The organism is Enterococcus sp. DIV1767 (assembly GCF_050542585.1).
In the GTDB taxonomy this organism is placed as follows: domain Bacteria; phylum Bacillota; class Bacilli; order Lactobacillales; family Enterococcaceae; genus Enterococcus_D; species Enterococcus_D innesii.
Window position 1 is genome coordinate 717,501 of the sequence record NZ_CP172936.1, and the last position, 21,844, is coordinate 739,344.

The 21,844-nt window shown below is 44.0% G+C and carries 20 protein-coding genes, 3 tRNA genes and 2 rRNA genes (1 of these 25 running past the window's edge); 19 read left to right on the forward strand and 6 right to left on the reverse strand.

Annotated features, from left to right (window positions below):
* The 4 genes from IGI78_RS03350 to IGI78_RS03365 all read left to right on the forward strand — a co-directional run.
* Nucleotides 1-129: ribosomal RNA gene (locus IGI78_RS03350) — 23S ribosomal RNA — on the forward strand (it extends 2,786 nt beyond the left edge of the window).
* An 81-nt stretch (nucleotides 130-210) separates the two neighbouring features.
* Nucleotides 211-326, forward strand: a 5S ribosomal RNA gene (gene rrf / locus IGI78_RS03355).
* Between the two features lie 11 nt (nucleotides 327-337).
* Nucleotides 338-411 (forward strand) — tRNA-Asn (locus IGI78_RS03360).
* A 167-nt stretch (nucleotides 412-578) separates the two neighbouring features.
* Entirely contained in the window at nucleotides 579-1,229 is a 651-nt protein-coding gene (locus tag IGI78_RS03365; RefSeq protein ID WP_142962922.1) for an HAD hydrolase-like protein, read from the forward strand.
* A 48-nt stretch (nucleotides 1,230-1,277) separates the two neighbouring features.
* On the opposite strand, the gene IGI78_RS03370 is transcribed toward IGI78_RS03365, so the two are convergent.
* A complete protein-coding gene (locus IGI78_RS03370; protein ID WP_142962924.1) occupies nucleotides 1,278-1,634 on the reverse strand; it encodes an iron-sulfur cluster biosynthesis family protein in 357 nt (118 codons plus the stop codon).
* Nucleotides 1,635-2,026: 392 nt separating this feature from the next.
* Here IGI78_RS03370 and IGI78_RS03375 point away from each other — a divergent pair, with 392 nt between their 5' ends.
* Nucleotides 2,027-2,461, forward strand: a complete 435-nt coding sequence (locus IGI78_RS03375) for a universal stress protein (RefSeq protein WP_005237544.1) — start codon at nucleotides 2,027-2,029, stop codon at nucleotides 2,459-2,461.
* Between the two features lie 358 nt (nucleotides 2,462-2,819).
* Entirely contained in the window at nucleotides 2,820-3,059 is a 240-nt protein-coding gene (locus IGI78_RS03380) for a hypothetical protein (protein ID WP_096742256.1), read from the forward strand.
* 95 nt (nucleotides 3,060-3,154) lie between these two features.
* On the opposite strand, the gene IGI78_RS03385 is transcribed toward IGI78_RS03380, so the two are convergent.
* Nucleotides 3,155-3,227, reverse strand: a tRNA-Thr gene (locus IGI78_RS03385).
* A gap of 194 nt (nucleotides 3,228-3,421) precedes the next feature.
* Here IGI78_RS03385 and IGI78_RS03390 point away from each other — a divergent pair.
* Nucleotides 3,422-3,495 (forward strand) — tRNA-Asn (locus IGI78_RS03390).
* A 91-nt stretch (nucleotides 3,496-3,586) separates the two neighbouring features.
* On the opposite strand, the gene IGI78_RS03395 is transcribed toward IGI78_RS03390, so the two are convergent.
* Nucleotides 3,587-4,975 carry a hypothetical protein gene (locus IGI78_RS03395; protein ID WP_325907774.1) on the reverse strand — a complete coding sequence of 463 codons (1,389 nt, stop codon included), beginning with the start codon at nucleotides 4,973-4,975 and terminating at the stop codon, nucleotides 3,587-3,589.
* The gene (locus tag IGI78_RS03400; RefSeq protein ID WP_430618442.1) at nucleotides 4,972-5,361 is read right to left on the reverse strand and encodes a GntR family transcriptional regulator; all 390 of its coding nucleotides are present in this window, start codon (nucleotides 5,359-5,361) and stop codon (nucleotides 4,972-4,974) included. Before IGI78_RS03400 ends, IGI78_RS03395 begins: the two co-directional genes overlap by 4 nt.
* Before the next feature lie 164 nt (nucleotides 5,362-5,525).
* Here IGI78_RS03400 and IGI78_RS03405 point away from each other — a divergent pair, with 164 nt between their 5' ends.
* The 6 genes from IGI78_RS03405 (at nucleotide 5,526) to IGI78_RS03430 (ending at nucleotide 12,284) form a co-directional block, all read left to right on the forward strand.
* Entirely contained in the window at nucleotides 5,526-6,542 is a 1,017-nt protein-coding gene (locus tag IGI78_RS03405) for an acyltransferase family protein (RefSeq protein WP_077454045.1), read from the forward strand.
* A 119-nt stretch (nucleotides 6,543-6,661) separates the two neighbouring features.
* A complete protein-coding gene (locus IGI78_RS03410; RefSeq protein ID WP_077454044.1) occupies nucleotides 6,662-7,990 on the forward strand; it encodes an aminopeptidase C in 1,329 nt (442 codons plus the stop codon).
* 345 nt (nucleotides 7,991-8,335) lie between these two features.
* Nucleotides 8,336-9,724, forward strand: a complete 1,389-nt coding sequence (locus IGI78_RS03415; RefSeq protein WP_430618444.1) for an L-cystine transporter — start codon at nucleotides 8,336-8,338, stop codon at nucleotides 9,722-9,724.
* 159 nt (nucleotides 9,725-9,883) lie between these two features.
* Nucleotides 9,884-10,663, forward strand: a complete 780-nt coding sequence (locus IGI78_RS03420; RefSeq protein ID WP_430618445.1) for a tyrosine-protein phosphatase — start codon at nucleotides 9,884-9,886, stop codon at nucleotides 10,661-10,663.
* Between the two features lie 16 nt (nucleotides 10,664-10,679).
* Nucleotides 10,680-11,510 carry a fructosamine kinase family protein gene (locus IGI78_RS03425; protein WP_430618447.1) on the forward strand — a complete coding sequence of 277 codons (831 nt, stop codon included), beginning with the start codon at nucleotides 10,680-10,682 and terminating at the stop codon, nucleotides 11,508-11,510.
* Nucleotides 11,511-11,525: 15 nt separating this feature from the next.
* On the forward strand, nucleotides 11,526-12,284 hold the full coding sequence (locus IGI78_RS03430) for an acyl-ACP thioesterase domain-containing protein (RefSeq protein WP_015509041.1): 759 nt from the start codon (nucleotides 11,526-11,528) through the stop codon (nucleotides 12,282-12,284).
* A 50-nt stretch (nucleotides 12,285-12,334) separates the two neighbouring features.
* Here the strand turns inward: IGI78_RS03430 and IGI78_RS03435 are convergent, their stop codons facing one another.
* Entirely contained in the window at nucleotides 12,335-13,303 is a 969-nt protein-coding gene (locus tag IGI78_RS03435) for an asparaginase (RefSeq protein ID WP_005225140.1), read from the reverse strand.
* A gap of 88 nt (nucleotides 13,304-13,391) precedes the next feature.
* Here IGI78_RS03435 and IGI78_RS03440 point away from each other — a divergent pair, with 88 nt between their 5' ends.
* From IGI78_RS03440 to IGI78_RS03450, 3 genes are all read left to right on the forward strand, one after another.
* Nucleotides 13,392-14,222 carry a DUF72 domain-containing protein gene (locus tag IGI78_RS03440; RefSeq protein WP_081119106.1) on the forward strand — a complete coding sequence of 277 codons (831 nt, stop codon included), beginning with the start codon at nucleotides 13,392-13,394 and terminating at the stop codon, nucleotides 14,220-14,222.
* 8 nt (nucleotides 14,223-14,230) lie between these two features.
* Nucleotides 14,231-15,091: a Cof-type HAD-IIB family hydrolase gene (locus tag IGI78_RS03445; protein WP_411416003.1), complete on the forward strand. Its 861-nt coding sequence runs from the start codon at nucleotides 14,231-14,233 to the stop codon at nucleotides 15,089-15,091.
* Between the two features lie 96 nt (nucleotides 15,092-15,187).
* Nucleotides 15,188-15,718 (forward strand): HAD family hydrolase, encoded by a 531-nt coding sequence (locus IGI78_RS03450; protein ID WP_430618449.1) that lies wholly within the window; start codon nucleotides 15,188-15,190, stop codon nucleotides 15,716-15,718.
* Nucleotides 15,719-15,789: 71 nt separating this feature from the next.
* On the opposite strand, the gene IGI78_RS03455 is transcribed toward IGI78_RS03450, so the two are convergent.
* Nucleotides 15,790-17,139 carry an aspartate kinase gene (locus tag IGI78_RS03455; protein WP_081119103.1) on the reverse strand — a complete coding sequence of 450 codons (1,350 nt, stop codon included), beginning with the start codon at nucleotides 17,137-17,139 and terminating at the stop codon, nucleotides 15,790-15,792.
* Nucleotides 17,140-17,497: 358 nt separating this feature from the next.
* Between IGI78_RS03455 and ezrA the strand changes: the two genes are divergently transcribed.
* The 3 genes from ezrA (at nucleotide 17,498) to thiI (ending at nucleotide 21,804) form a co-directional block, all read left to right on the forward strand.
* The gene (ezrA, locus tag IGI78_RS03460; protein WP_016611694.1) at nucleotides 17,498-19,219 is read left to right on the forward strand and encodes a septation ring formation regulator EzrA; all 1,722 of its coding nucleotides are present in this window, start codon (nucleotides 17,498-17,500) and stop codon (nucleotides 19,217-19,219) included.
* A gap of 186 nt (nucleotides 19,220-19,405) precedes the next feature.
* A complete protein-coding gene (locus tag IGI78_RS03465; RefSeq protein ID WP_081119120.1) occupies nucleotides 19,406-20,548 on the forward strand; it encodes a cysteine desulfurase family protein in 1,143 nt (380 codons plus the stop codon).
* Nucleotides 20,549-20,595: 47 nt separating this feature from the next.
* On the forward strand, nucleotides 20,596-21,804 hold the full coding sequence (gene thiI, locus IGI78_RS03470; RefSeq protein ID WP_042890128.1) for a tRNA uracil 4-sulfurtransferase ThiI: 1,209 nt from the start codon (nucleotides 20,596-20,598) through the stop codon (nucleotides 21,802-21,804).
* The last annotated feature ends 40 nt before the right edge of the window (nucleotides 21,805-21,844 follow it).

Consider the following 21,844-nt stretch of genomic DNA (forward strand, 5'->3'; position numbering starts at 1 on the left):
CTCAAGATGAGATTTCCCATTTCTTTAAGAAAGTAAGATCCCTGAGAGATGATCAGGTAGATAGGTCAGAAGTGGAAGGCCAGTGATGGTTGGAGCGGACTGATACTAATCGATCGAGGACTTAACCAAAAAGAAAAAAGCACGTAAACTCGTAGCGTTTTGATTTCTTCGATCCAGTTTTGAGTGAGCAACACTTACTCAATTGAATAGTGTGGTGGCGATAGCAAGAAGGATACACCTGTAACCATGCCGAACACAGAAGTTAAGCTTCTTAGCGCCGATTGTAGTGAAGGGTTTCCCTTTGTGAGAGTAGGACGTCGCCACGCATTTCAATTTTTCCGGCATAGCTCAGTTGGTAGTAGCGCATGACTGTTAATCATGATGTCGTAGGTTCGAGTCCTACTGCCGGAGTTGCTTGATAGCATCTGCTATCTTTTTTTTTGCATAAAATGAGAAAATAAAGACGTTGCCTTTGGTGGGGCAGCGTCTTTTTTATTTAGATGAGATCAGAACGAAAAGGAAGAAGTGTTGCCTGTACTGCTGTTTTTTTCTATACTATGAGAAAAGGAGACGATAGCGTGAGAAAAAAAGTACTTTTTGATTTAGATGGAACGATCATTGATTCGAGTGAAGGAATCTATGGATCGATTCAATATGCGATGGAAAAGATGGGAAAAGAGCAATTAGCGCAAGACATACTACGGAGCTTTGTGGGACCGCCTTTGATTGAATCCTTCCGTGGCTTGGGCTTCGATGAAGCAGCTGCCCAGCAAGCCGTTGCCTTCTACCGGGAAAATTATCGTCAAGCGGGGATGTTTCAAGTCCAACCATATCCGTTGATCGAAGAAACATTGCAGGAGCTGGCGCAGGAGCACGATTTGTATATCGCTACGTCGAAACCAGAAGTTTTTGCAAAAGAGATCCTGACCCATCTCAAGTATGATGGTTATTTCAAAGGAATCTATGGGGCGGATCTTGAGAATAAACGTGGCGAAAAAGCGGCGGTTATCCGCTACGCTTTAACTGAGATCGAAAAGGAGCAAAAAGCGCAGCAAACCATCATGATCGGCGACCGTGAGCATGATATTTTAGGTGCAAAAGAAAACCAGTTACCGGCAATCGGCGTTTTATATGGTTTTGGGTCAAAAGAAGAATTGCTTGATGCTGGTGCGATCGCTTTAGCCGCTGAAACACAAGAACTCTTAGCGTTGATTCCAGATTCATTATAGAGAAAAAGAGCTAACAAGCACCTTACAAGGCGTTTGTCAGCTCTTTTGTTACGCATTCGTTTGTTTCAACTGTGGAGAGGCTTCCAATAAAAGATTGGTATCCAAATAGCCGCTTTCGTTTTTCAAAATCAAGGTTCCTGAAGTTGGGTGAACATCTAGAATCAGATGACCAGTCAAGAACATTTGATCATAGGTTGATGTAAAGAAAGTAAACTGATTGCTTGAGACTAACTCATTGTATGGGTCTAGCGGTTCATCGATCGGTGTGATCAAAAAACGTTCGCCGATCATACAGCATCCAGCTGCTGAAGAAAATTGGTTCGATCCGTCATTACTCGTCAGAATATATAAGTCGTGTCCCTCTGGAAAGCGAGCAGCGGCACTAGGGGTAATATGTAAGTCCATTTTGCATGATCTCCTTTTTGAAACGAGTGAGCAACAAGCTGTTTCGTTTCGATAATTGTTGATAAGCCAAGTGTATCACTCCTCTTAGGGATGTGACAGCAACTTGCTTTTCAACCAACCAAGCTTAAAGTTTTAGCAAGAAAAAGGCGATAATACCGATTATCAGCAAGAAAAGCCCTAAATACAAGAGCACAGTGACTGCAGCATGGAAAAAAGAGCGCATTTCTTTCACCTCGAATCATTGTTCTCCTTATTTTACTGCATAATTGCGGAACCAAGTAAGGACCTTCACAAATCTTAAAGGAAGTTTTAGGTCTCTTAAGAGTAGACATCGTCCTTTTTTGTAACGCTTCCATTTTTTGTGGTAAAATAAAGAAAAGGAGGCGATTTGGATGTTACGTAATTCTCAGAATGTACTTGTTGCCTTAGATGGGTCGGATCAGTCAGAAAAAGCGTTCCAAGAAGCACTCGCGATTTGTCGTAGGAACAAAGCCAAATTGTATGTCCTCTCTGTTATTAACAATGCTGAGTTATCCACAAGTGCCTATGCTTTTGCGAAAATTTTTGATCAAGAAAAATTACGTGTGGAAACGGATATGTTGAAAAAAATCTATGATGCCAATCAACATGGGGTGGAAGATGTTGAGGTGATCGTTGAAGTCGGCGATCCAAAACGTTTTATCATTCATGCAGCGACTGAATTGTATCCAATTGATTTGATCGTTATCGGTGCAACTGGCAAAGGTACATTGACCCGAGCTGTCGTAGGCTCAACCACCGATTATGTCGTCAATCATTCGAAATGTACGGTGTTGGTCGTGAAGTAAAAATTTAAATCATACGGAAAAAATATGTTATTTTTTAAGTTAGCACCAGGCATCTCCTTTCAAAAAAATTCAGTTTAGTTGAAAAATCTGCTCTCTTAGCTTTAGGAGAGCGGGTTTTTTGTTGTAAAAAAGAAGTGCCTAAAATTGAGCTGTGAGTAACGATTGAAAACCCATTTTAATCTTTTTAACAAATAATAACTATGTAAATTGAACAATATTGACCATTATAAGAGAAAGCTTGTTACACTTTTCATAAGCAAAGGCTTTAGGAAAAGTATTGAAGAGAGGGGCTGATAATTTACTGAGTTTCCACGATTCAGCTGGTTGCAAGTGTTCTATCATTGGAAAGGAGAATGAAATGAAACGTGTTGCAGAAAACTATTTGGTTGTTTTTTCGATTCTTTTGCTGATTATATGGTTAGGCTTGATTCAAGTGAAGGAATATTCGCAAGAAGTAGTCCTGTCGATCATTTACTTTATTAATCTATATACGCTCTTGTTTAAATTTAAAGATGCAGCGAGGATGGTGAAAGCCGTTGTATCTGTCCTACTATTGGGTTTTACGATCTTATTTCTTTTGTATATCGCAGGGAATTAGGGGCAATACGAATGATTAAGTTAAGAAAATATCGCTATATTTGGGGAATTAGATGCACAAAAAAAGACAACGTCCGACAAACGCTGTCCTACCAAAGCCACTTGACGGGCTTGAACCGTCGACCTCATCCTTACCATGGATGCGCTCTACCAACTGAGCTAAAGCGGCGTGTTATTTAACACAAGATATAGAATACCGTAAAGGCGCTACTTTGTCAATGAGATTTTCGGATATTTCTTGAGAAAAACACTTTGCGGGAAGGGAAGTTTCTAAAAGGGGATTTTCTTGAAAAAAAGGAACAAAAAATTGATTTTTGCTCTTGCTAAATTATCTGACTATTTGGTATAGTACAGATAGATTCTTCCGGCATAGCTCAGTTGGTAGTAGCGCATGACTGTTAATCATGATGTCGTAGGTTCGAGTCCTACTGCCGGAGTATCAAAAACGACCTTCGTTTCGGAAGGTCGTTTTTTTTGATTGTGGATAGCCTGGAGATAATGGGTTCCCTAGTTTTTTCTCCAGAACTCTCACTTCGCTGAGGAAATCTTCTGTACTAGTTCCTCATATAAGTCCGTCGTTTCGGCGGCTTTTTTATTTGTGTAAAAAACGGTTGGGCCATCTTTGGTGGTGACTTTTAAAATAGGTGTCGAGTTTATGTCCACGAACATTCTGGCTGGTTCACCGGCAACGGTAAACTTACCGATTTGGTAACTGGCGGTTCCTACACCCATGGTACGAACACGAGGCGATGGCAAAGCTTCGATCAATTCCACCGTTTCTATATCTGCCAAAGAGACCGTTGTTTTCCCGGTCATTGGTGCATCAAAGGTGACTTCTTGTCCTTGCACTTCGCCGGTGATCGCATCAGGAGCGAAATCTAAGCGGTACATTGGAATGATGGTACCGACCATTAACACAACTAAGAAGACAGCGGTGATGCCTGCGACGATTTGTCCGCTGCGTTTGCCTAGATTGATGCCGATATTCATCCCAACACGGTCAGGAACGAACAGTCGCGCATCATTAGGATTGATGTAAAAACCATATCGCCAGTAAGCATCTTCACCATAATAGCGCGGTTGTGCTGCTGGTTCTAAGAGTTGATCTTGTTTTTTACGCAGATCTAGCAACAAGAAGAAGGTAAAGACGATCAAGAAAACCACCAAAACAACAAAGAGCAGTAAGAGGATAGTACTTAACGCTCCAGTAGCGGACATGGACGCTAGCGGAACAGTCAACAAGAGCAGTGTAATGGTACAAGTGACAGCGATCAATAAGGACCAATAGCGCTTTGTTAAATCATTGATGTGCTGGTCGATAGCTGAATCACCGCTGATCCCGCGAACGGGTAAGCGGCTGATGATCACCCAGAGATAGATGAAGAGCGCAAAAATTGCTAAAGAGACACCGCCCATCAAGTATCCTGTAGAAAGATCAGGCAAGTGCCATGCTTGGTACAAACTGATCATTAACAAAATCCCCGCTGGAACGAGGCTATACCACGGCAGCATCCGCTTATTTTTGGCTTGAACGAGTTTGGTGTCGATCCGAATCGGATCGATGGGTAGTTCCCATCCATTGGCAAGGATCAATTGCCGCATTTTTCCGATGTAATGCACTTGTACCAAGTAAGCTGTCCCCAACAAAGCGGCCATATAAAGCCAGAATAGGGTAAGGATGATGGAGTCAGATAAATTGAACAAAAAAAGGAGACTTGCTACACTAAATGTACCAACGATTTGTAAGATACGCTTGCGAAATTCTGTGATCAAGCTTTGGACGCTAGGATCATCCAGATGCTCAGGGGCAAGGGTATTTTCGAGTAAAACATTTTTGTGGGGTTTACTGATCAAGCGTAAACCAAAGGCGGTCGTCCCACAGAGGACGAGGGCAATAATGAAAAAAAGATAAGTCATTTGCATTCATTCCTTTCAGGAAATCGGTCCAGCAGTTGTTGAACATCCGTTAAAAGCGCTTGCTTGCTTTTGCCGTGTAAGAGAGCGGTTGCTAGCTGTAGCTGCAAGTTTTGGCGATACTCCGCTTCTTGTCCGGAAGTAAACGGTGGTGGCGCGGCAACGGCGGTTCCTTTGCGGCGATCTGTGACTAACAAGCCTTCTTCTTTGAGGGAATTGTAGGCTTTTGAGATCGTCATGGTATTGATGCCGATCTCTTCGGCTAGTTGACGGACGGATGGCAGCAATTCGCCAGCGGCCAAATCGCCTTTTGCGATACCGACAATGATCTGCTCCCGCAACTGCTGGTAGATGGGTTGGTTGCTTTGGGTTTGAATATCAAATATCATCGAAAACAGCTCCTTTGTATTATATATATTAATACAAACTATACAAAATAGCAACTGGTAATCAAATGAACAAGAATCGTTAGAAAAAAGTAAATAGCTTGTTACAGTTCTGTTTCATGGATCAGGTATCCTTTGACAGATACAACTTAGAGGAGGAACTTTTTATGAGCCAATCGCAAAGAACGGCTTACTTTGATAATGCAAAATTTTTACTGATGATCTTGGTCGTCTTCAGTCACTTACTACAGCCTTTTATCGGCGATCAGAAGTTTTATCATGACCTATATTATTTTATCTTCACTTTCCATATGCCAGCTTTTGTTTTTCTGGCTGGGTACTTTGCCAAACCGTTGACGAAGGGACACAAGCTTCGTGAGCTGATGAAAAAGTTCTTGCTGCCTTATGTCTTTTTTCAGGTGTTTTACACCGTCTATTACTGGTTGATCGGTCTACGGGATTCGTTACAAATCCAACTGTTGAATCCGCAATGGGCACTTTGGTTTTTGCTTAGCATGTTCTTTTGGCAGCTCTCGCTGTTAGTCTTTCAAAAAATGTCTAAAAAGCAGGCGATCTTGCTGAGTATCGGCTTGAGTATCTTCGCTGGCTACGTGCCGTTTTTAAATCAAGTGTTGACCTTGCAGCGGACCTTTGTCTTTTTGCCGTTTTTCATCATCGGGTTTTATTTTCCCAAAAATGAGATGCGCTTTTTATTGAAACCAAAGATTCGAACCATCAGTTTGCTTTTCTTACCGATCATCTATACCTTTATCGCGTTTTTTCATGGGATGAACAAGTACATGGTTTTTGGTTCCAAGCCTTATGACGATTACTTGAGCTATCCGTTGTTCGGCGGTCCCTTGCGTGCGGTCTTTTTCGTGATCGGGCTGATGGGGATCATCGGCTTTATGAGCCTCGTGCCTAGAGAGCACTTGTTTTTTACGAAGTGGGGCAAAAACACTCTGCTGGTCTATCTTTTACAGGGGATCTTCATCAAGGGCTTGCGGGCATTAGCGATCACCGACTTGAATCTATCGGTATTAGGCTTTGTGACGTTGGTGTTAGCCAGTGTTTTACTGACGATCTTGCTAGCCAGTCGCCCGATCCGCTTCCTGTATGCACGATTTGAACGAGGACTATCCTTTGTTTTACTTGGCTTTTTGCTTTTGATGCTCACCCTTTAAATCCTTGATACGAGCAACCGCTCTTAGAAAGATGATCCTTTCATTTTTCTAGGAGCGGTTGTTATTTGAGAGGCAGAGGCGTAAAATGGAAGGAACGGAAAGTGAAAGGATGAAGAAATATGTCAGAAATTTCAAAAAAGACCACCGCTGCCTTTGCGCAAGCGTATCAAGACAACGATAAACAAACGGCACTGCAACGGAGTGTGGTGAAAAATGGGATCACCGCTTCTGCAGAAAACGTGTCAGCAAAAGTCAACAATGTGCCGGTTTTCTCAGTCGATGTGACAACAGGGAAAGTCTCAAACCAAAAACAATCAGGTCGCTGCTGGATGTTTGCCGCATTGAATACATTCCGTCATAAGATGCTGAATGATTTCAATTTAAAAGAATTTGAATTGTCGCAAAACCATACCTTTTTTTGGGACAAATACGAAAAAGCCAACTATTTCTATGAAAATATTTTAGCAACTGCCAACGAGCCTTTGACAAGTCGCAAAGTTGCTTTCTTGTTGCAAACCCCACAACAAGATGGTGGACAATGGGACATGATCGTTTCGATTTTCCAAAAATATGGTGTCGTGCCAAAAACAGTCATGCCAGAAAGCAGCAACTCTTCTAATTCTCGTGATCTAAACAATTACTTAAACAAAAAACTGCGTAAAGATGCGGTTGCTTTGCGTCAGCTAGTAGCCGAAGGCAAAACAGCTGAAGACATCCAAACAGCCAAAGAAGCGATGTTGGAAGACATTTATCGTTTCTTAGCGACTTCTTTAGGCACACCGCCAGAAACCTTTGATTTTGAATACCGTGATGAAGACAAAAATTATCACATTGATCGCAACTTAACACCACAAAGCTTTTATGAAAAATATGTTGGTGTTGACCTTGACGATTATGTCAGCATCATCAACGCACCAACTGCCGACAAACCTTACAATCAATCGTATACCGTAGAAATGCTAGGCAACGTGGTTGGCGGCAAAGAAGTCAAATACTTGAACGTCGATATGCCGACCTTCAAAAAATTAGCGATCGCTCAATTGGAACAAGGGGAGTCCGTGTGGTTCGGTTGTGATGTCGGTCAATCTTCTACCAGAGATACTGGGATCATGGCATTAGATGCGTATGATATCAACGACCTATTTGACATTGACTTTACGATGACCAAAGCAGAACGCTTAGATTTTGGCGAAAGCTTAATGACCCATGCGATGGTCTTGACTGGCGTTGACTTGATCGACGGCGAATCAACCAAATGGAAAGTCGAAAACAGCTGGGGTGAAAAAGTCGGAACGAATGGCTTCTTCGTTATGAGCGATGCGTGGATGGATGAATACACCTATCAAATCGTGGTTCGCAAAGAGTTCCTGACAGCAGAACAATTGGCTGCCTTTGAAGCAGAACCAACAGTCTTAGCACCTTGGGACCCAATGGGGGCTTTGGCGTAAGACAGCAATTTTTAATGATTGCCTGAATATTTTCTGAAATTTTTCAAAAAGACGAAATGAAAAAATAACGAACCAGTTGCCGCAATCTAACTGTTAGGAAAGCAGAAATCCTAGCAGCAGGGGGGTGTGGCAACGGTTCTTTTTTTATTTTCTGACAAAAAAGCGGTACCATCGCAGAAAACTGGAAACTTATTTATTGTAAGATGAAGCAAACTTCTTTAAAATGGAATAGTCACTAATGATGCCACACGTCTCATTAGAGTGAACTGTTGAAGAATGGTCACTGGGAACCTTTACTTCCTCTGACAGACTTTGTCATGTTTATTGAACAAAAGGAGGATTCAAATGACAAATCTGTTAACTATTATTGTTGTTCTATTTTTTGCTGCCCTTATTTATGGGTTCTACTTATTGCAAAAGCGTCACCTGAAGTTTTCAACGCGGGTCTTTGCGGCGTTGTTCGTCGGGATCGTTTTTGGTGGTGTGCTGCAGCTGATTTTTGGGACAGGCTCTGACGTTGTCACGCAAGCTCTTGACTGGATCACGATGGTCGGTAGTGGCTATGTGGCCCTCTTGCAAATGCTGATCATGCCCTTGATCTTCGTTTCGATCGTTGGTGCTTTCACCAAGATGAAAGAAAGCGAAAAAATCAAGAAGATCAGTTTTACGGTTCTTGCAACTTTGCTAGGGACAACGGCGATCGCTGCCCTGATCGGAATTGTGATGGTCATGGTCTTTGGTCTTGACGGTGCCAGCTTTACCGAAGGGGCAACGGAAACAGCGCGGATCGCAGAATTAGCGGAACGTTCGACACAAGTCCAAGACCTATCGATCCCACAACAAATCGTTTCCTTCATTCCAAGCAATGTCTTCGCCGACTTTGCGGGTACTCGTTCGACAAGTACGATCGGGGTCGTGATTTTCTCAGCCTTTGTTGGGATCGCCTTTCTTGGTGTCAAACGTAAATCACCGAAAGAAGCGGAAACTTTTGCGAATTTGATGGACAGCTTATATAAAATCGTGATGCGTATCGTCACGTTAGTTTTGCGCCTGACACCTTATGGCGTTTTGGCATTGATGACAAACGTATTAGCTTCAAGTGATTTTGAAGCCATCTTGAACTTAGGCAAATTTATCATCGCCTCTTATGCGGCTTTGATTTTGGTCTTACTCGTTCATTCATTATTGCTGATCGCTGTTCGGGTCAATCCAGTGACGTATTTCAAAAAGGCCTTTCCAGTCTTGAGCTTTGCCTTTACTTCTCGTTCGAGTGCGGGTGCCTTGCCATTGAACATTGAAACCCAAACCAAAGCGTTAGGTGTTGATGAAGCCACGGCTAACTTTGCAGGCAGCTTTGGTTTATCGATTGGTCAAAACGGCTGTGCGGGTGTTTATCCAGCGATGTTGGCAACGATCGTTGCACCAACGGTTGGGATCAATGTCTTTGATTGGCAGTTTATCCTGCTGCTAGTTGCAGTTGTTACAATCAGCTCATTCGGTGTTGCCGGTGTCGGCGGTGGCGCAACCTTTGCTTCATTGATTGTCTTAGGCTCAATGAACTTGCCGATCGCCATCGTAGGCTTAGTTATTTCTGTTGAACCATTGATCGATATGGCACGGACACTCGTTAATGTCAGCGACAGTATGGTTGCCGGAATGGTGACCAGCAGCCGTATCAACGAACTGGATCGTTCGATCTTAGATGATTCTGCCGCCGTGATCGAAGCCGAATAGAAACGTTTTGTAACAAGCGAAAGCAAAGAAAGACTGCGTGTGGTCTTTCTTTTTTTTTGTCCGTTAAAGCTCAGCTCATAGAAAAATCTAGGTTTCAGTGCCCTTAATAGCGAAGTTTCTGCTATACTTTTAACTAGAACATCGCGGGAGGGATAAGCAATGACACAATTGATTCAACTAGAACGAGCAGCAAACGTCAGAGAACTTGGCGGCTATCAAACGACAAACGGCACGACGATCAAACGAAAAAAATTGATCCGCAGTGCGGCGATCAATGAATTGACTGCTTCAGATCAAGCATTACTGGCAAACTATGGGGTTAATCAGGTCATTGATTTTCGCTCCATCGCTGAAGCCAATGCACAGCCTGATCGACCGATCGCCACAGCAAAGCAGCTTTTTTTACCTATTTTCAAAGAAGACGAAACGATGGTTTCCTTGTCGCCAGAAAGCTTGAAGCAGCGCTTGGAAGATGGGGAAGATGCCGAAGAGCAGATGAAAAAAGTCTACCGTCACTTTGTTGAAAGCGACTATGCCCGCCAACAATATCGGCAGTTCTTTGATCATGTGATCGCCAATGCGGAAGGCGAAGGTGCAACCTTGTTCCACTGTACCGCCGGCAAAGATCGCACAGGCTTTGGCGCCTTTTTATTGCTGCATGTGTTGGCGGTGGCACCAACGACGATCAAAGAAGATTATTTAGCGACCAATCGCTATTTAGCCCCAATGCTAAAAGAAAAATTTGCCCCAATGACCCAGCATTTACCGCAAGAGTTGTTAACGGCGATCACAGTTTTGATGAGTGCCAAAGAGAGTTTTCTTGATGAAAGCTTGGCTGCGATCGATCAGCATTTCGGTTCGGTCGATCAGTATCTCCTGCAGGGACTAGGGGTGACGAAAGAAGAGCAAGCGTATTTGAATGCCCAACTGACTGAGTAAAGAAAGGGAGATCCGTATGGAGGAAGCATTGTTCGCAGCAATCGGGATGACCGGCTCGCTGACGCCCATCAGTGGTGGGGATGTCAATCAAACGTATCGTTTCACTACAGGAGAAAATCGCTATTTTTTAAAGACCCATCCTCATGTTTCATCGATGTTCTTTCAAGCAGAAATCAACGGCTTAGCTGAATTAGCTCCTTTCGTGCGGGTGCCAAAAATCGAACGTCTCGGTCAGACCGAAGAGGGGGCGTTTTTATTGATGGAATGGATCGATGGTGGGGAAGGACAGCAGCGACGCTTAGGCCAAAGCTTGGCTCGGCTTCATCAGCAGACGCAGGAGTCTTTTGGGTTTTACGAAGACAATTACATCGGCTTTTTGCCGCAAGTCAATCCGAAAACCACCGATTGGCTTGATTTTTATACAGTCTGCCGTTTGGATGTGCAAGTCGAATTGGCGAAGCTGGGTAATCGCTGGCATGCCAAACGGGAAGCCGCTTATCTGCGTTTGAAAGAATTTTTGCATGAGAATTGGCATGATCGCAGCGTCACACCTGCTTTGTTACACGGTGATTTTTGGCGGGGGAATGTGCTGTTCGATCAGCAAGGAGAACCAGTGTTTCTTGATCCAGCAGTCGCTTATGGGGATCGAGAAATGGATATTGCGATGTCCCAGCTCTTCGGTGGTTTTCGTCAGGAATTTTTGGAAGGCTATCAAGAAGTCTATCCATTAGATGAGGATTGGCAAGAGCGACTGCCAGTGTATCAATTGTATTATTTATTGGTCCATTTGAATCAATTTGGCGAAAGCTATGGACCCAATGTCGATGAACTATTGAGTCGTTTTTAGGAGGCAATTAGAACTATGGCAGCAAAGTATCAAACCACCCATGAAGTGGCGTATTATGAATGTGATGTCAACCAAACGATGACGTTTCCAGCCATGCTAGGCATCGCCATCAAGACATCAGAAGAACAAAGTGCGGCGTTAAACCGCGGACCGGAAGTCATCGCTAGTTATGGCTTGACCTGGATCATTACCAGCTATCACATAACGGTGACTCGTTTGCCGCGCGTAGGGGAGCAGATTCAAGTGGCGACCCAGGCGAGAGAATACAATAAGTTTTTCTGTTACCGTTACTTTTGGTTATTGGCAGAAGACGGAACGGAACTGGTCAAAATCGAGGCGGTTTTTGCGTTGATGGACCCGGAGACGCGCAAAGTCAGCAGTGTACCAGATGAGATCGTGGCGCCTTTTGGCAGTGAAAAAATCAAGCGAATCAAACGCTATCCGAAGATCACCCCTATCACACAAGGACAATTTTTGCCGTATCGGGTGCGTTTCTACGATATCGATAGCAATCAGCATGTCAACAATGCCATGTATTTCAATTGGCTGATGGACGTCTTAGGCTATGAGTTTTTAACAAAACATGAAGTGACACAAGTGACGATCCGCTTTGATCGGGAAGTGGCTTACGGCCATTTGATCGAAAGCCATTTTCAAATCAATGAGAAGACAGTCGATGAAGCCGGCGAGGCTGTGCCGCTGCAAACGATCCACGAGATCAAGATTGGTGAGGATACTTACTGCGAAGCCATCTTTACTTGGCGAGAAAAATAAAACAACCCTTTTGCCTCCATTAGCGGAATGGCAAAAGGGTTTTTGTTTGGTTAATTCTCCATGAAATCAGGCAGTTCATCCATGGTCAACCCACGGTTTTTTGCTATCAGCAATTTGATGCGGGCTTTTTGGCTATTGATGCTATTGCAGAAAATCACCCCAAGAGCTTGCAATTCGATCCCGCCGCCTAAGTAGTCATAGACCGGCTCGGCAACGCCGTTGAAGCAACGAGAAACTAAGACGACTGGAATGTTTCTAGCGATCAGTTTTTTCAAAGGTTCTATGGTTTGCGGCGGCAGATTGCCAGCGCCTAAAGCTTCGATCACTAGTCCATCGATCAGCGAGTCGGCTAAAGCATCGAACAATTCCCCAGTCATCCCCGCATAGGCTTTGACGATCGGAAACAGACCGTCGACACGATCAACATCCAAATGGCGGTTATTTAACAGCTCTTGCATAAACAAGATACGGTGCTTTGTGACTAAGCCGATCGGACCTAATGTCGGGGTGCGGAACGTCGCAATATTGGTGGTGTGGGTCTTCGTAACATAACGTGCGGAATGGATCTCATCGTTCATGACGACTAAGACGCCTTTTCCTAAGGCATCAGGTGATTTCGCCACCCGAATGGCACTTTCAAAGTTATACAGCCCGTCACTGCCGATTTCATTACTTGAGCGCATGGCGCCAGTCACCACGATCGGTAACTGACCGCCGATCGTGGTATCTAAAAAGAAGGCTGTTTCTTCCAGCGTATCGGTTCCGTGAGTGATCACGACCCCATCGACACCGCTTAAATGCGCCAGCTGGATACGTTCTTTCAGCTGCAGCATTTCTTTTGGCGTCATATGAGGACTGGGAATATTAAAAATATCTTCGACGATCAATTCAACATCGTCGTCAATGTGGATCGGTGCATCCATCAGTGGATTGCTGACATCAGGGCTGACGCCGCCAGTCAGGGTGTCTTCTTTCATGGCGATGGTGCCGCCAGTGTGCAACACGAGAATTCGTTTCATTTTTTCATCACCTGCAATGATTTATTTACTCTTAACTCAAAACTATTGTATACTATTAAAATAAGAAAACAAGGAGCGATGGGAAAAAATGATTCGAATTGGTTGTACCACATTTAGTGAACATGGCAGTCTCGTGCAAAGAAAAAACTCGAAATTATTTGAGTATGCCCGTTATTTTCCGTTAGTTGAGCTGGATACCACCTATCATTTTTTGCCAAAAGAAAAAGATGTGCGCAACTGGTTGACCCAGATTCCCGAAAATTTTCGCTTTGTGTTGAAAGTCCATCAAAGTGTGACCACCCAAGGGGATTTGCCAGATCAGTTGACCATGACTGAAGCGCTGCAGCTTTACAAAGAAGCGATCGCGCCAATGATAGAAGCGGGCAAACTATTTTGCCTACTAGCCCAGTTTCCCAACAGCTTTAAATGTACGAAAGAAAATGTCGCCTATTTAGACCAAGTGCGAGATTGGTTTGCGGGCTACCCCGTGGCGATCGAGCTGAGAGACAGCAGCTGGTATCAGCCAAAACTGTATCCGGGCATGATCGATTATATGAAGCGAAAACAGTTTTCCTTAGTAGTCGTTGATCAGCCAAAAAAGCTATCGACCACGATTCCCCTTGATCCAACCGTGACCAATCCCGAGTTTGTCTTGTGCCGTTTTCACGGACGCAACGACAGCGGCTGGACAGCGACAGGACCAGACGCCAAAAATCTGCGGACCTTGTATCGCTATGACCAAGCCGAACTAACGGAGTTAAAACAAGCGGTCCAAGCCATCGAAGCCAATGCCAAAGAAGTCGCAGTGGTCTTCAATAATAATGCCGGTCGTGATGCCGCTGACAATGCCCGCGCATTGATCGATGCGCTGCAGATCGATTACGAAGCATTAAATCCTAATCAGCTGAAATTATTTTGAGGAGTCATATGATAAAAGCAATCTTTTTTGATATTGATGGCACACTGATCGCCAGCAACGGCAAGGCGCTTGCCAGTACCCGTGAAGCCATCAAACAAGCTCAAGCCAATGGCGTCCTCTGCGGCATTGCCACCGGACGTGGTCCGGTTGATTTAGAGAAGGTGATCGATTACTTGTCGTTAGACATGTTTATCACCTATAACGGCCAATATGTCTACACGAAGGAAAACTTGATTTATGCCAAACCATTTCCAAAACAAACATTGGAAGCGATCGTAGACTACGCCGATGAAAATTACCGTCAAGTCATGTTTGGCGGAGAAACCCAAGTGGCTGGTAGCTTGACGATCCGTTTAAGCCAATCACCCGTCATGCAGCGCTACTTGCGCTATGTGCCCAAAAAATTTCCCGTCGGTTTTTTAAAGAAAGTTTTGCAGCGCTTCAGTCCCAATCGCAACGCCAAACGTTATGAATCATTGGACATTTTACGAGAGCCCATCTATCAGTGCATTATGCTGAGCCCTGAATCAGAGCGCGAAAAATTACGGTCCAAGCTGCCGCAATGTGATTTTAAGCGATCCAATGCCTATTCTGTTGACATCGTGCCGAAAAACGGTTCAAAAATCAAAGGCATCAAAGAGTTTTTGGCCTATGAAGGGATCGCGATGGAAGAAGCGATGGCCTTTGGGGATCATTTTAATGATGTGGAAATGTTAGAAGGCGTGGGGATCGGGGTGGCGATGGGCAATGCCCAGCCTATCACTAAAGCCAGTGCTGACTTTGTGACGGACACCAACGATCATGACGGCATCAAGAAAGCCTTGATCCATTTTGGCATCATTGCCGAGGATGCTAAAGCCAAGGAATGAAAAAAATAAGCAAGTAGCCAATCCATGAAGCAACGTAGGAGACAGCGTAGAAACATGAAACAGAACCATTAAAAAAAGCAGAAAGAAGCGAGTAAAATGAGTCCATTTGAAATGACGGAAGAGTTTCATAAAACCTTTGATCCAACACGACCGCCATATCCACAAGCTTTTTCAGCGGAAAAAGCCCAGTTTCGTGCTGGTTTTAAAATTGAAGAATTAGTTGAGTTCCTTTATGCTGCCAGCAACAATGACGAAGAGACCTTCCAATCAGGTCTGGAGCATTTGCATCAAGCGATCGATCAAGCCCAAGCCAAGCTGGCTGCCAAAAAACAGCCTGTCAGTGATTCTCTAGTAGAACAAGTCGATGCGCTCTGTGATCTGCTGTATTTTACCTATGGCTCTTTTTCACTGTTAGGGGTCGATCCAGCGCCGATCTTGGCTATCGTTCATGAAGCCAACATGGGGAAACTTTTCCCAGATGGGCAGCCCCATTATGATCCTGAGACCCACAAAGTCATGAAGCCGAGCGATTGGGAAGAACGGTATGCTCCTGAACCGCGAATCAAGGCAGAAATCAAACGCCAATTGGCGCAAAAACAAGCGCAAGCCCAAGAATCGTCAGAATAAAACAGAAACGTGCCAGTTGCCCGTTCCGATTGCTTATCAGCAAAAGGAGTGGTGCAACTGGCACGTTTGGTTTAATCAAAGAAAGTGTAGTAAAGGGTTCTGACAGCGGCTTTTTCTTGTTCTTTGTGGATGCCGAACATGATGCTGACCTCAGAGGACCCTTGGTTGATCATCTCTAAGTTGATATTTTTCCGCGCAAGGGCAGCGGTACTGTCGGCAGTGATTCCGACTCGTTGACGCATTCCTTCACCAACAACGACGACCATGGAGAGATCGTGGGTCATTCGCAGTTCATCGGGATCGATCTCGTAGGCGATCTTGCGCAGCAGTTCTTCTTCCAATACTGGATTCAACTGGTTGGAGCGCATAATGATCGAGATATCATCGATTCCTGAAGGCATGTGTTCATAATTTAAATCAAATTCCCGGAAAATCTCTAAGACCCGTAACGTGAACCCAACTTCGCGGTTCATCAAGTATTTGCGGATATAGATCATACAAAAGCCTTCGTCACTGGCAACGCCGATCACCGGCTGATCCAAGTTGTCTCTTTGGTTGGTGATCAAGGTACCGGGATGACTTGGATTATTGGTGTTTTTGATCACCACGGGAATTTTTGCATGGTATGAAGGCATCAACGCCTCATCGTGCAACACAGTAAAGCCGGCATAAGACAGCTCCCGCATTTCTCGGTAAGTCACTTCTTTGATGGACTCTGGATGATGAACGTAGCCTGGATGAGCAGAAAAAATCCCATCGACATCGGTAAAGTTTTCGTACAATTCTACTTGCAGACCAGCCGCCACGATGGCACCAGAAATATCTGATCCCCCTCGAGAGAAGGTACAAATCTCGCCGGCTTCTGTGTAACCAAAGAAGCCAGGAATCACTAAGATTTCAGAACTATCGCGCCATTGTGCGATCTTGGCGTACGACTTGTTCAAGATACGGGCGTTTTGGGGTTCATCCGTCACTAGCAACCCAAGTTCTTGCGGATTCATGTAGCGAGCAGCTAACCCACGACTTTGTAAAATCCCTGCGATCAATTTGGCATTGTTGTCTTCGCCGCTTGCCAAGACCGTATCATAGAGATGCGGATTGTCTTGGGTAGGCAGCGTTTGAAAAGCCGCCAATGATTGCCAGATGCGATCTAAATGGACTTGTTCGATATTAAAAGGGGCGGCGATCGCGGTATAGCGGGCATAGATTTCTTCGATTAAATCAGTAATTTCTTCTTGAGCACACAGACGGGTACAGACTGCTAGTAACAGATCGGTGACTTTCTGATCGTCACTGGAACGCTTACCAGGCGCTGAAACAACGACAAACCGTCTTTTAGGATCACTTTCAATTATCGCAACAACTTTTTCGACTTGTTCGGCTGAGGCAAGGGAACTGCCTCCGAATTTCGCTACTTTCATTTGACATTACTCCTGTTCAAGCTTTTTACTAGAGTACAGTTTCAATAGGGAGAAATCAAGCGGTTTCTTGAAAAAAATCGGAAAAATCAGAAAAAAAGTCACTTGTTGATGTAAATTTCACGACTTGTTTTCATTATCGATGGAAAAGCCGTGAATGATTTTATTCAATGCGAAAAAAGTCGATCTTTTTTGCCTCAATCTAATGCTTGATTTTTTTCTTTATGCTATAATCTAGCGTAGATGCTTTTTTATAAAGGGACTGTCTGTCCTTTTTATGCTCAATGAACTTATCAATCAATCTGCTGATCAGCAGGTTTTAGACGAAACATGTATATTTGAAAATTGGAGGAACCACAAAATGGGAACTAATATCATCTTTGGAATTGTCATTGCCATCATTATCATCGCAGCGGTCTTGTATGCAATTGGCTTTTTCATGCGGAAGAAAAACCAAGAAAAGCTAAATGACTTGGAAAAACGCAAAGAAAATCTGTTTGACTTACCGGTGATCGAAGAAGTCGATGAAGTAAAAAGAATGCACTTGGTTGGTCAAAGTCAAAATACCTTCCGTGAGTGGAACCAACAATGGACAGATATCTCCACAAAATCTTTTGCTGAACTTGAGAGTCAAATCTTTGAAGTGGAAGAACTAAACGAACGCATCCGCTTTTTCAAAGCAAAAGGGGCGATCGTCCAAGCCGAAGCGACCATGGATGAGATGGAACGTCAAGTAGAAGAGATTCGCGCCGGCTTGAAAGAATTACGAGAAAGTGAAGAACGAAATTCACTAGAAGTCCAAAAAGCGTTGGACGTTTACGAAGACTTGAAGAAGAAGCTACGGGATCAAGGGGAAGAATTCGGTCCTGCTTACAATGAGCTGCAAAAACAAATCAAAAACATTGAAATTGAGTTCACCCAATTTGTTACCTTAAATACTTCAGGCGATCCTGTGGAAGCACGGGAAGTGTTAGACCAAGCGGAAAAACACACCTATGAAGTGGAAGACTTAATGAAACGGATCCCAGCGGCCTACGAAGAATTAAACCGCACCTTCCCAGATCAGTTGAAAGAAATCCAAGATGGCTACAAAAAATTATTAGAACAAAAATATGTGTTCCCAGAAGCAAACTTCCAAGAAGAAATCAACCGTGTGAAAAAACGAGTTGAAAACTCCATGAACGATCTAGCGAAAACAGAAGTCGCTTCCGTTGAAGTGGCAAGTCGTGATACTGCAAGTGATATCGATGCCTTGTATACGGTGATGGAACGTGAGATCAACGCCAAGAAATATGTCATGAAAAATCGCCAAATCATTGAAGACTATATTGACCACGCAACGAAGAACAACCGTCAATTGTTGATCGAGTTGGATCATACGGCACAAAGCTACACATTGAATCATAATGAATTAGGTCGCGTCCGTGGTTTCCAAACGGAAGTCGACGAATTGGCTCGTCGCAACAACGAGTACCTACCACAATTAGAAAAGCACGAAATTCCTTATTCAGAAGTGCAAAGCTTCTACAAAGATGCCTACAAGATTTTGGATGATGTGGAAAGCCAGCAAGTCGAAATCGATGATTCCCTTGCGGAATTACGTCGTGGCGAAAAAGTTGCGCAAGAAAAAGTGGAAAGCTTCGAATTCCGTCTACGCAACTTGAAGCGGTTTGTTGAGAAGCAACGCTTACCTGGTTTGCCAGGCGAGTATTTAGAATTCTTCTTCGTGGCAACAGATCGGGTGGAAGAATTAGGCAAAGAATTGAACAAGATTCGCATCAACATGCAAGAAATCAATAAATTGGTTTCTGTCTGTGAAGAAGATCTTGATCTTTTAGATGAACAAACGAAAGACTTAGTGGATGCTGCGGCATTGACTGAGCAAATGATGCAATATGCCAACCGCTATCGTCATTCTCATCCAGATATCAAGGCAGCGATCGACAAATCACTTTACTTGTTCAGTAAAGAATATCGCTATCAAGATGCGCTAGATGAAATCGGCACAGCGTTGGAACGAGTAGAACCAGGTGCCTTCAAACGGATCGAAAACTTCTACTTCAATAACCGCGACTTAGTATAATACGAAAGCCAGCAGTGAAAAACTGACTGGCTTTTTTCATGGAAAGAATGGCTCGTTGCATGAGTACCGCTTACGAAGGGAGGAAAAGTTTCCTTTAAATAAGGGCAAAGCCAGCGAGTCACCTTGAAACTCAGCCCAAGAGCAGTTATAATGGGAAAGAATTTTTTTAGAGAAAGGGTCCTATCATTGATCTATTTTGACAACAGTGCAACAACCGCTATTTATCCACAAGCTTTAAATACATATGTCCAAGTCAGTCAGCGAATCATCGGCAATCCCTCAAGCCTGCATGATTTAGGAAATCAAGCCAATCGCCTGCTGCAGCAATCACGTCAGCAGATCGCCGATCTGTTAAACGTTTCTTCCAAAGAGATCGCATTTACCAGTGGGGGAACTGAAGGAGACAACTGGGTCATCAAAGGGACTGCTATAGCGAAAAAAGCCTATGGAAATCACCTGATTATTTCCAGTATTGAACACCCTGCCGTCAGTGAAACAGCGGCTCAATTGGCCGAGTTAGGGTTTGAAGTCAGTGTTGTGCCTGTCGATGCCCAAGGCTTTGTCAACGTGTCAGAATTAGCAAAGTTAATTCGCAAAGAAACGATTTTGGTTTCGGTGATGGCGGTCAATAATGAGGTAGGATCGATCCAACCGATCCATGAGATTGCAACCGTGTTAGCGGACTACCCAACGATCCATTTCCATGTAGATGCCGTCCAAGCCATCACAAAGGTCCCGCAAGAGCAATGGTTCAATGAGCGAGTCGATTTTGCCGTGTTCTCTGCACATAAATTTCACGGACCTCGTGGCGCCGGCTTTATCTATTGGAAACAAGGCCGTAAGTTGGCGCCATTGATGACTGGCGGTGGGCAAGAGCAAAATCAACGCAGCGGTACCGAAAATGTACCAGCAATCGTTGCTATGGCAAAAGCCCTACGTTTAGCGACCGAGCAAAAGGCTGAAAAGCCGAACCATGTTCAATTATTAAAAGGCTATTTGCAAGAAGCACTGGCTGGGTACGAGAAAGTCACGCTTTTTTCTGGCACTGAAGGGTTTGCGCCACATATACTTTGTTTTTCATTAAAAGGGATCAGAGGAGAAGTCTTAGTCCATGCCTTTGAAGAAAAGCAGATCTATCTTTCGACGACAAGTGCTTGTTCCTCCCGTAAAAAGATGGCCAGTAGTACGCTTCATGCGATGCACGTTCCGGAACAGTTAGCGACATCGGCTGTTCGTATCAGTTTAGATGAGAGTAATACGATGGCTGAAGTCGAACAGTTTCTGATCGTCTTCCACCAGTTGTACCAAAAATTTTCGAAAATCAATTAAGCACGACAGACCACTATAAAATCAATCCAAATCAAAGGAGTTTTCTCGTGAATTATTCAGAAATCATGGTTCGTTATGGCGAACTGTCAACAAAGGGCAAAAATCGTCGTAGTTTTATTATGCAATTAGCTTCAAACGTCAAACGTACCTTAGCAGATTATCCCCATGTCAAAGTTCATGCCGAGCGAGATCGCATGCACTTGCTATTGAACGGTGAAAACAGCCAAGAGATCATTCCTAAGCTGCAAAAAGTCTTTGGGATTCAAAACTTTTCCCCCAGCATTCGGGTCGAAAAAGATATCGAAGTATTAAAGAAAGCCGTTCAAGACGTCATGGCAGAGATCTATACGGGTGTTGAGACCTTCAAAATCACAGCCAAGCGCAGTGATCATTCGTTTGTGCAAGATAGCAACCAGTTGAATTTGACCTTAGGTAATGCGGTGATCGACCGTTTTCCTGATATCAAAGTCCAAATGAAAAAACCAGACATCAATTTGCGGGTAGAAATACGGATCGATGGCGCTTATTTGTCCTATGAAACGATCCAAGGAGCCGCTGGGCTGCCAGTGGGCACCAGTGGAAAGGGAATGTTGATGCTTTCTGGCGGTATTGATTCGCCAGTCGCAGGCTACTTTGCCATGAAACGCGGCGTTGAGATCGAAGCGGTCCATTTTGCAAGTCCTCCTTATACGAGTGAACAAGCATTACAAAAAGCCAAAGATTTAACGAAGAAGCTTGCGCCTTATGTAGGAAGCATTCAATTTATCGAAGTTCCGTTTACGGAAATCCAAGAAGAAATCAAAAACCGCGTACCGCAAGGTTATTGGATGACCATCACTCGTCGGATGATGCTGCGTTTGACAGATGCGATTCGTGAGGCTCGTCACGGTTTGATCATCTTAAATGGTGAATCATTAGGACAAGTCGCTTCACAAACTTTGCATAGCATGGTCGCCATCAATGAAGTAACCAATACGCCGATCGTGCGCCCAGTGGCAACGATGGACAAATTGGAGATCATTGAAGTTGCCGAAGCCATTGATACCTTTGAATTGTCGGTTCAGCCCTTTGAGGATTGCTGCACAATCTTTGCGCCTCCTCAACCAAAGACGCGCCCAAGACTGGATAAAGTACATCAATATGAAGAGCGTCTCGATATCGAAGGGATGATGGAACGGGCGATGGCTGGGTTGAAACTGGAAGTAATCACGGCAAATCAAGAAAAAGCAGCAACTGAATTCGCTGAATTCTTATAATAATCTCTCTTTTTTAAACTACGACCACAACTGTTATGGA